Source organism: Pseudomonas sp. GL-RE-29 (genome assembly GCF_019947275.1).
GTDB lineage: Bacteria > Pseudomonadota > Gammaproteobacteria > Pseudomonadales > Pseudomonadaceae > Aquipseudomonas > Aquipseudomonas fluorescens_A.
Genome location: NZ_JAGYGD010000044.1, coordinates 38,613 through 46,920, shown reverse-complemented (window position 1 = coordinate 46,920; position 8,308 = coordinate 38,613). Strand labels below are relative to the sequence as shown.

Genomic DNA, 8,308 nt, shown 5'->3' with positions numbered 1-8,308 from the left:
CCCGTTCCCCCGCCCGACGCTGCAAGGCGCCCTGGTCCAGACAGACGCAGGCGTTGTCGAGAATGAACAGGCAATCGTCGAGCAATTGCTGAGTCAGCGCTTCGCGGCTCGGCGGATCGAACGTCTGCGACAAGCGTGTCAGCGTGCCACTGAGCCAGCGACTGAACAGCGCGTTCTGCTGCGAATTGAGCGGCGCCATGAACAACCCTTCCAGCCTGGCAACATCCAGCGCATGGCGCTGCACGAATTCCGGCCCGAATACTACGGCTATTTCCTGGTAGTTCTCCGGGGTGATCCAGATGTTTCTGCTTTCGCCATTCAACACGTAAAGCGCGTTGTCGCTGCGATCGAAACAGAACGCCAGCGACCCTTGCGGCGCACTGAAATTCTGCTCGACCCGGGTGTTCATGTGTTCCTCGTAAATCTCCACGCCCTGCAAGTCCAGATAGCGCACCAGCCCGGCGAAATGCCCCGGCGACATCTGCTGGTAATGCTGGACCCAACCCGGTGTGGCGCGGATTTGCTCGGCCACATCGGCGGTACTGAACGCTTGAACCTGAAGAGGATTACACACTGTCATGGGGCGACCTTTGCGCACTCTTTTGGTGCGCTTTGTGCTGCTTAAAGTGGATAGATGGAACGTTGAGCCTCGCCCAAGATAGACGTCAACGCGCTACAGGGGAAGTGTCCTACAGACGAATCGGCTTTCTCCCGCGTTAACAAAACCAATAACGAGGTCTTTATGAATGCCCCTTTCGATCAGCTGTTCACTTGGCTGAAAGATCACAAGATTACCGAAGTCGAGTGCGTCGTCAGTGACCTGACCGGCATTGCACGCGGCAAAATCGCACCCACCAACAAGTTCCTGCATGAGCGAGGCATGCGCCTGCCGGAAAGTGTGTTGTTGCAAACGGTAACCGGGGACTTTGTCGACGACGACATCTACTACGACCTGCTTGACCCGGCCGATATCGACATGGTCTGCAAACCGGTGGCCGATGCGGTGTACGTCGTGCCATGGGCGATCGAGCCGACCGCCATCGTGATTCACGACACCTTCGACAAGTTCGGCAACCCGATCGAACTGTCGCCGCGCAACGTGCTGAAAAAAGTGCTGCAACTGTACACCGACAAAGGCTGGAAGCCGATCGTTGCGCCGGAAATGGAGTTTTACCTGACCCAACGTTGCGAAGACCCGGACTTGCCATTGAAAGCGCCGATGGGCCGCTCCGGCCGTGCGGAAAGCGGTCGTCAGTCGTTCTCCATCGATGCCGCCAACGAATTCGACCCGCTGTTCGAAGACGTTTACGACTGGTGCGAACTGCAAGGCCTGGACCTCGATACGCTGATCCACGAAGACGGCCCGGCGCAGATGGAAATCAACTTCCGTCATGGTGACGCACTGGACCTGGCTGACCAGATCACCGTGTTCAAACGCACCATGCGTGAGGCTGCGCTCAAGCACAACGTCGCCGCGACCTTCATGGCCAAGCCGATTGGCGATGAGCCAGGCAGCGCCATGCACATTCACCAGAGTGTGGTCGACATCGCCACCGGCAAGCCGATCTTCGCGGATGAAAACGGCAGCATGAGTACGCTGTTCCTGAACTACATCGGCGGCTTGCAGAAATACATCCCGAAAGTCCTGCCGATGTTCGCGCCGAACGTCAACTCGTTCCGCCGCTTCCTGCCGGACACTTCGGCACCGGTCAACGTCGAATGGGGCGAAGAAAACCGCACCGTCGGCCTGCGTGTACCGACCTCCAGCCCCGAGGCGATGCGCGTGGAAAACCGCTTGCCGGGCGCCGACGCCAACCCGTACCTGGCCATCGCCGCCAGCCTGTTGTGCGGCTACATCGGCATGGTCGAAGGCATCGAACCGAGCGCCGCGGTACAGGGCCGCGCCTATGAACGCCGCAACCTGCGCCTGCCGATCACCATCGAGGACGCGCTGACGCAGATGGAAGAGAGCGACACCATCGGCCGCTACCTGGGCGACAAGTTCGTGCGCGGTTACGTCGCGGTGAAACGCGCCGAGCACGAGAACTTCAAGCGCGTGATCAGCTCGTGGGAGCGGGAGTTTCTGCTGCTGAGCGTCTGATTTCCCCGCTCTCACAAGGGATCACACCTCCCTGTGGGAGCGGGCTTGCCCGCTCCCACAGGTTTAGGTGAACACCCAACGAATCCAATAATTCCAAGAAGGTATCGATATGCGTCTATTGAAATCCGTGGTCCCGGTCGCGCTGGGGTTGTTGTTCAGCGCCGTTGTCCAGGCTCAGCCACAAGTCAGCGTCTACAACTGGACCGATTACATCGGCGAAACCACCCTCGCCGACTTCCAGGCCAAAACCGGGATCAAGGTGATCTACGACGTATTCGATTCCAACGAAACCCTGGAGGGCAAACTGCTCGCCGGGCGCACCGGGTATGACGTGGTGGTACCGTCCAATCACTTCCTGGCCCGTCAAGTGAAGGCCGGCGCGTTCCTCAAACTGGACCGCGAGCAACTGCCGAACTTCAAGAACCTTGACCCGAAACTACTGGCCTTGCTGGAGAAAAACGATCCGGGTAACGAGCATTCGGTGCCGTACCTGTGGGGCACCAATGGCATCGGCTACAACGTCGACAAGGTCAAGCAAGTGCTGGGTATCGACCACATTGATTCCTGGGCGGTGCTGTTCGAGCCGGAAAACATCAAGAAACTCAGCGCGTGCGGCGTGTCGATGATGGACTCGGCGGACGAAGTGTTCCCGGCGGTACTCAACTATATGGGCATGGACCCACGCAGTGAAAATCCCGAGGACTTTAAAAAAGCCGAAGCCAAGTTGCTGAGCATCCGTCCTTACATCACTTACTTCCATTCCTCCAAGTACGTCTCGGACCTGGCCAACGGCGACATCTGCGTGGCGTTCGGCTACTCGGGTGATGTATTCCAGGCCGCCAATCGGGCCAAGGAAGCCAAGAACAACGTCAACATCGCCTACGCCATTCCCAAGGAAGGCGCGAATTTGTGGTTTGACTTGCTGGCCATCCCTGCCGATGCCAGCAACCCGAAAGAAGCCCACGCCTTCATTAATTACCTGCTCGATCCGCAAGTGATCGCCAAGGTCAGTGCCTCGGTCGGCTACGCCAACCCCAACCCGGCCGCCAAACAATTCATGGACCCTGAGCTGGTGAACAACCCAGAGGTCTACCCTTCCCAGGAAGTGCTCGACAAGCTCTATATCTCGACCACGCCGCCGCAGTCGATCATGCGCTTGATGACACGCTCCTGGAGCAAAGTGAAGTCCAACAAATGAACCAGTACACCAACGAACACGCCCATTCCTATTACGCCGCATCGGCCAACGGCATGGCACCCTACCCCGCGCTGGCCGAAGACCTGGTGGCCGATGTCTGCGTGATTGGCGGTGGGTTTACCGGCGTCAACACCGCCATCGAACTGGCCCAGCGCGGGCTCTCGGTGGTCCTGCTGGAAGGTCGGCGCATTGGCTGGGGCGCCAGCGGACGCAACGGCGGCCAGTTGATTCGCGGCATCGGCCATGACGTCAGCGGTTTCGCCAGGCATGTCGGTGAGGAAGGTGTGCGCTATCTGGAGCATGCCGGGACTGAGTCGGTGCAGTTGGTGGGCAATCGGATCCGCGAACATGGCATCGACTGCGACCTGCGGTGGGGTTTTTGCGAGTTGGCCAACACCCCGGCGCAGTTCGCCGGGCTAAAGGCTGAGCATGCGCAGCTGCAAGAATCGGGATACGCCCATGAAACCCGTCTGGTCGAAGCCGGGCAGATCCGAGACCAGGTAGTGAACTGCGGTGTGTATGCCGGCGGCCTGATCGACATGGGTTCGGGGCATCTGCACCCGCTGAACCTGGTCCTGGGCGAAGCAAAAGTCGCGCAATCCCTTGGCGTGCGGATTTTCGAGCAAAGTCCGGTGCTGGAGCTGGTCCACGGCAGCACCGTGCAGGTTCGTTGCGACGGTGGCACGGTACGCGCCGGCAGTCTGGTCTTGGGTTGCAATGCGCATCTGGAAGAACTTGAGCCAAAACTCAGCGGTAAGGTGCTGCCGGCAGGCAGCTACATCATCGCCACCGAGCCCTTGTCGGCAAAGCTTGCCGCGCAATTGATCCCGGGTAATCTGGCGCTGTGCGACCAGAAAGTCGGCCTGGATTACTACCGGCTCTCGGCGGACCGGCGATTGCTGTTCGGCGGTGCCTGCCATTATTCCGGACGCGATCCACGGGACATCGCGGCGTACATGCGCCCGCAGATGCTCAAGGTCTTCCCGCAACTGGCGGACGTGCGCATCGACTATCAATGGGGCGGCAAGATTGGCATCACCGCCAATCGCTTCCCCCAGGTCGGACGCTTGAGCCAGTACCCGAACGTGTTCTACGCCCAAGGCTACTCCGGCCACGGCCTGAATGTGACCCACTGGTGCGCCAAGCTGTTGGGCGAAGCGATCCATGCCGGTCACAGTAAAGGTTTCGACGTGTTCAGCGCCGTGCCGCACATGACCTTCCCCGGCGGCCCCGCACTGCGCTCGCCGCTGCTGGCGCTGGGCATGTTGTGGTATCGGATGCGCGAGGTCTTGGGCTGACACCGTGTAGCACGGAAAGGATTACGCCTCTCAAAACACGAGGAAACGTCCGACACTCTTTTAGGGTTGCCCGTCAGAAGCCCGAAGTTTAGCGTGGTGGCTCCTGACACCAGTGGGGTTCACCATGAAGGATGCGTTTAACACCGCTGCCCGGCAATCCGGGCAGCAACGACAGCCGGCAACATACCGATTAGACTGGTCGGCACTGATCCCGGAGGTCACCATGAGTCCTCACATTCCCCCGATTCCAGAGTTCGAAACCGAAGAGCAGGCAGCCAGCCATGACCGTTGGTTTCGCGCAAAAGTACAAGCCGCGCTCGACGATCCACGTCCCGGCGTCTCGCATGAACAGGTCATGGCCGATATGCGAGCCTTGATCGAGTGCAAGCGCAACAGGCGTGATGCTGATTGAATGGCGGCCCGAAGCGCGGGCTGAACTATGGCAAATCCTCAATTACATCGGTGACCGCAACCTCGCAGCAGCCATTGAGCTAAACCAGTCTATCGAAGCGGCTGTATCGGCTCTTCCGCAACATCCCTGCCTCTATCGAGTGGGTCGAGTATCCGGGACTCGGGAAATAGTGGTGCCCCCAAACTACCTGGTGGTCTATTGAGCGACGGATCGGGTAGAGATCCTCGCCGTTTTGCACGCAAGACAAGAATTTCCCTGATTCCACCTGATCCCTTCGTATCCTCCAGTCGTTTAGCCTTTCGATTTGCTCAATTGCGAGTCACTTCTATATTGAGGGGGTGCTCATCAATTCTGCCCCTCCATCGAGCCTGGCCCATGGCGACGAGTGACCAACTGATCATCTGCGAGCACTGCGACTGCGTGTACGAAAAAGTAACGCTCGCCAAGCACCAGAAAACCCTGTGCACCCGCTGCGGCGGCGTGCTTCAGCGTTATAACGGCTTGTCCGTGGAGCAACGCCTGGCGTTGACCTTCGCCGCTTTGATGCTGTGGATTTTCGCCAACTTCTATCCGGTCATGAGCATCAGCCTCAAAGGCCTGAAAAACAGCGCAACACTTTGGGATTCGGTGGTGGCGCTGAGTCTGGGACCAATCACCTTCATTGCCCTGGTGGCGGCGATCGCCATGATCATCGCGCCGATTTTCCAGTTGTTGCTACTGATCTGGGTGCTGAGCTTCGCCCTCAAGCAGCAGCGCGCGCCGGGTTTCAGTTTCTGCATGCGCTGGCTTGAATCCCTGCGCCCCTGGAGCATGCTGGAGGTCTGTCTGCTGGGCGCGATGGTCGCGGTGATCAAACTCGCCGGGTTGCTGGATGTGCTTCCCGGCATCGGTCTGTTCGCGCTGGCTGTCCTCAGCCTGATGATGATCCGCATTGCCGGCCGCGATATCCGTGAACTGTGGGACATCGTATGACAACGCCTCCTGTCGCCAGCGATCTCAACCTGTGCCTGTGCCACAGCTGCGGCCTGGCCTGTGACATGACCCATGAACCCCACGAGTGCGAGCGCTGCGGCGCCCCCCTCCATCGACGTAAAACCAACTCGTTGACCCGGACCTGGGCCTACATGCTCACAGCCCTGGTGTTTTACGTTCCGGCCAATCTGTTGCCGGTGATGAACACCAAAATGGTCGGCAGTGGCTCAGACAGCACGATCATCAGCGGCGTGATCGAGTTCTGGCAGCACGGTGCCTGGGACATCGCCCTGATCATTTTCATCGCCAGCATTGCGGTACCAGGCGTCAAGTTCGCCGCCTTGACGCTGCTGCTGGTGACCGTTAAACGCGAGAGCCAATGGGCGCTCAGGCAGCGCTCGCAGATGTACCGTTTCGTCGAGCTCATCGGTTATTGGTCGATGCTCGACGTCATCGTCGTCGCCCTGGTGGCGTCCCTGGTGAAATTTCAAGCCCTGGCCGATATCGAACCGCGCCCGGGCATTCTGTTCTTTGGTCTGGTGGTGGTGTTCACCATGCTCTCGGCGATGAGTTTCGATCCGCGGCTGATCTGGGATAAAGAGCGGCAACAACCACAAAATGAGGAGGTCACGGATGAAGTCACAAGCCACTGACGGGCCACTGGTTCCCGGACCGGCTCCGATCAAGACCCGCCGTTTCAGCTTTTCGCTGGTGTGGGTCGTGCCGATTGTTGCGGTGCTGGTGGGGATATCGCTGGTGGTTCACAGCATCATGCAGGAAGGACCTACCATCACCATCACGTTCAAGACCGGTGACGGCCTGACCGCCAACAAAACCGAGGTGAAATACCGCAACGTGGTGATCGGCCATGTCTCGGACGTGGAACTGAGCAACGACCAGAAGAGCGTCAATGCCACGATCAAACTGGTGAAACAGGCTGAAAGCTTTACCCGTAAAGACTCGCAGTTCTGGGTGGTGCGGCCGCGGATCGGTGCTGGCGGTGTGTCGGGCATCGATACGCTGCTGTCAGGGGATTACATCGGCGCCGATATCGGCCAGGAAAATGCCCGCGCGAAGAATTTCAAAGGCCTGGAAAACCCGCCAGCCATCACCTATGGCGAACCGGGCAAACGCTTTACGTTGCACACCCAGGACCTGGGATCGCTGGATATCGGCTCGCCGGTCTACTACCGCAAGATTCCGGTCGGCCAGGTCGTGGCCTACGCATTGGACCCCGATGGCAAAGGCGTGAACATTGAACTGTTCATCCACGCGCCAAATGATCAGTACGTCACCGAGAACACACGATTCTGGAACGCCAGCGGTGTAGACGTGAGCGTCGGTGCCAATGGCTTTTCGGTCAAGACCGAGTCCTTGTCTTCCGTGCTGGTGGGCGGCGTTGCGTTCCGCGCACCTGAATACAGCCCCGATGACAAACCCGCGCCGGAGGAATACGCCTACGAACTGTTCGAGGACCAGCTAACGGCCCTCGCCCCGCCGAGTGGCAAAGGACAGTTCATGACCTTGCGTTTTGAACAAGCCTTGCGCGGTCTGAAGGTTGATGCCCCAGTGGAGTTTCTCGGCATCGAAATCGGCAAGGTGGTGTCGGTCAATCTGGATTTCGACGCGAAAAAACGCATCTTCCCGGTCAACGTCGGCATCATGATTTATCCGCAGCGCCTGGGCCGGGCGCATACGAAAATGCTTGAAACACTCAATCACGATCCGAACGACGAAGCCGGCGCCGTCCGCGTCATCGGCACCTTTATCGACAACGGCCTGCGCGCGCAGGCACGCACCGGCAATCTGCTGACAGGTCAGCTGTACATTTCCCTGGACTTCTACCCTAAAGCGGAAAAAGTCGCGTTTGATCCATCCGCCCGTCCGGTCAGTATTCCGACCGTTCCAGGCAGCCTCGAACAATTGCAGGAAAAACTCGAGGCCATGGTCAACAAACTCAACCAACTGCCCATCGAGCGCATTGCCGGCAATCTGGACAGCAACCTCGTCGAACTGCGCAAAGGCCTGGTGCAATTCAATGCCAAGACCCTGCCGGGCGTGCAGACCACATTGATGGATGCGAGCAAGACGTTCCAATCAGCGACTACGACCTTGCAATCGGCCAATTCGACCATCGCCGAAGACTCGCCGCAACGGGAAAAACTCGGGCAGACCATGGACGATCTCGCGCGCACGTCGCGTTCCTTGCGCGACCTGGCGGATTACCTGGGCCGGCATCCGGAATCGCTGATTCGCGGTCGTCCGGATAATGCCGCGCCGATGGATATGAAAGGGCCGCCGAGCAAATGACCACAGGAGCAACATTC

8 protein-coding genes and 1 pseudogene are annotated in these 8,308 nt (G+C 59.0%); 8 read left to right on the top strand and 1 reads right to left on the bottom strand.

Features of this window, described 5'->3' with window-relative positions:
• Positions 1-580, bottom strand: a pseudogene (locus KGB21_RS26535) (AraC family transcriptional regulator); the annotation flags it as partial.
• A 162-nt stretch (positions 581-742) separates the two neighbouring features.
• On the opposite strand from KGB21_RS26535, the gene KGB21_RS26530 reads away from it, so the two are divergent.
• The 8 genes from KGB21_RS26530 to KGB21_RS26495 all read left to right on the top strand — a co-directional run bounded on the left by KGB21_RS26530 (position 743) and on the right by KGB21_RS26495 (position 8,291).
• Positions 743-2,101, top strand: a complete 1,359-nt coding sequence (locus tag KGB21_RS26530; protein ID WP_223507195.1) for a glutamine synthetase family protein — start codon at positions 743-745, stop codon at positions 2,099-2,101.
• 109 nt (positions 2,102-2,210) lie between these two features.
• Positions 2,211-3,299: a polyamine ABC transporter substrate-binding protein gene (locus tag KGB21_RS26525; RefSeq protein WP_223507194.1), complete on the top strand. Its 1,089-nt coding sequence runs from the start codon at positions 2,211-2,213 to the stop codon at positions 3,297-3,299.
• Positions 3,296-4,597: an NAD(P)/FAD-dependent oxidoreductase gene (locus tag KGB21_RS26520; protein ID WP_223507193.1), complete on the top strand. Its 1,302-nt coding sequence runs from the start codon at positions 3,296-3,298 to the stop codon at positions 4,595-4,597. The genes KGB21_RS26525 and KGB21_RS26520 overlap by 4 nt, the downstream gene beginning before the upstream one ends.
• A gap of 223 nt (positions 4,598-4,820) precedes the next feature.
• Entirely contained in the window at positions 4,821-5,009 is a 189-nt protein-coding gene (locus KGB21_RS26515; RefSeq protein WP_223507198.1) for an antitoxin, read from the top strand.
• On the top strand, positions 4,999-5,211 hold the full coding sequence (locus KGB21_RS26510) for a type II toxin-antitoxin system RelE/ParE family toxin (RefSeq protein ID WP_223507197.1): 213 nt from the start codon (positions 4,999-5,001) through the stop codon (positions 5,209-5,211). The genes KGB21_RS26515 and KGB21_RS26510 overlap by 11 nt, the downstream gene beginning before the upstream one ends.
• Positions 5,212-5,384: 173 nt before the next feature.
• Positions 5,385-5,981 (top strand): paraquat-inducible protein A, encoded by a 597-nt coding sequence (locus KGB21_RS26505; protein ID WP_034146423.1) that lies wholly within the window; start codon positions 5,385-5,387, stop codon positions 5,979-5,981.
• Positions 5,978-6,634, top strand: a complete 657-nt coding sequence (locus tag KGB21_RS26500) for a paraquat-inducible protein A (protein WP_034146424.1) — start codon at positions 5,978-5,980, stop codon at positions 6,632-6,634. The genes KGB21_RS26505 and KGB21_RS26500 overlap by 4 nt, the downstream gene beginning before the upstream one ends.
• Positions 6,615-8,291, top strand: a complete 1,677-nt coding sequence (locus KGB21_RS26495; RefSeq protein WP_223507192.1) for an intermembrane transport protein PqiB — start codon at positions 6,615-6,617, stop codon at positions 8,289-8,291. Before KGB21_RS26500 ends, KGB21_RS26495 begins: the two co-directional genes overlap by 20 nt.
• The last annotated feature ends 17 nt before the right edge of the window (positions 8,292-8,308 follow it).

Coding starts and splice junctions, on each gene's coding strand:
- KGB21_RS26530 (WP_223507195.1), top strand. CDS start 743: ATGAATGCCCCTTTCGATCAGCTGTTCACTTGGCTGAAAGATCACAAG.
- KGB21_RS26525 (WP_223507194.1), top strand. CDS start 2,211: ATGCGTCTATTGAAATCCGTGGTCCCGGTCGCGCTGGGGTTGTTGTTC.
- KGB21_RS26520 (WP_223507193.1), top strand. CDS start 3,296: ATGAACCAGTACACCAACGAACACGCCCATTCCTATTACGCCGCATCG.
- KGB21_RS26515 (WP_223507198.1), top strand. CDS start 4,821: ATGAGTCCTCACATTCCCCCGATTCCAGAGTTCGAAACCGAAGAGCAG.
- KGB21_RS26510 (WP_223507197.1), top strand. CDS start 4,999: ATGCTGATTGAATGGCGGCCCGAAGCGCGGGCTGAACTATGGCAAATC.
- KGB21_RS26505 (WP_034146423.1), top strand. CDS start 5,385: ATGGCGACGAGTGACCAACTGATCATCTGCGAGCACTGCGACTGCGTG.
- KGB21_RS26500 (WP_034146424.1), top strand. CDS start 5,978: ATGACAACGCCTCCTGTCGCCAGCGATCTCAACCTGTGCCTGTGCCAC.
- KGB21_RS26495 (WP_223507192.1), top strand. CDS start 6,615: ATGAAGTCACAAGCCACTGACGGGCCACTGGTTCCCGGACCGGCTCCG.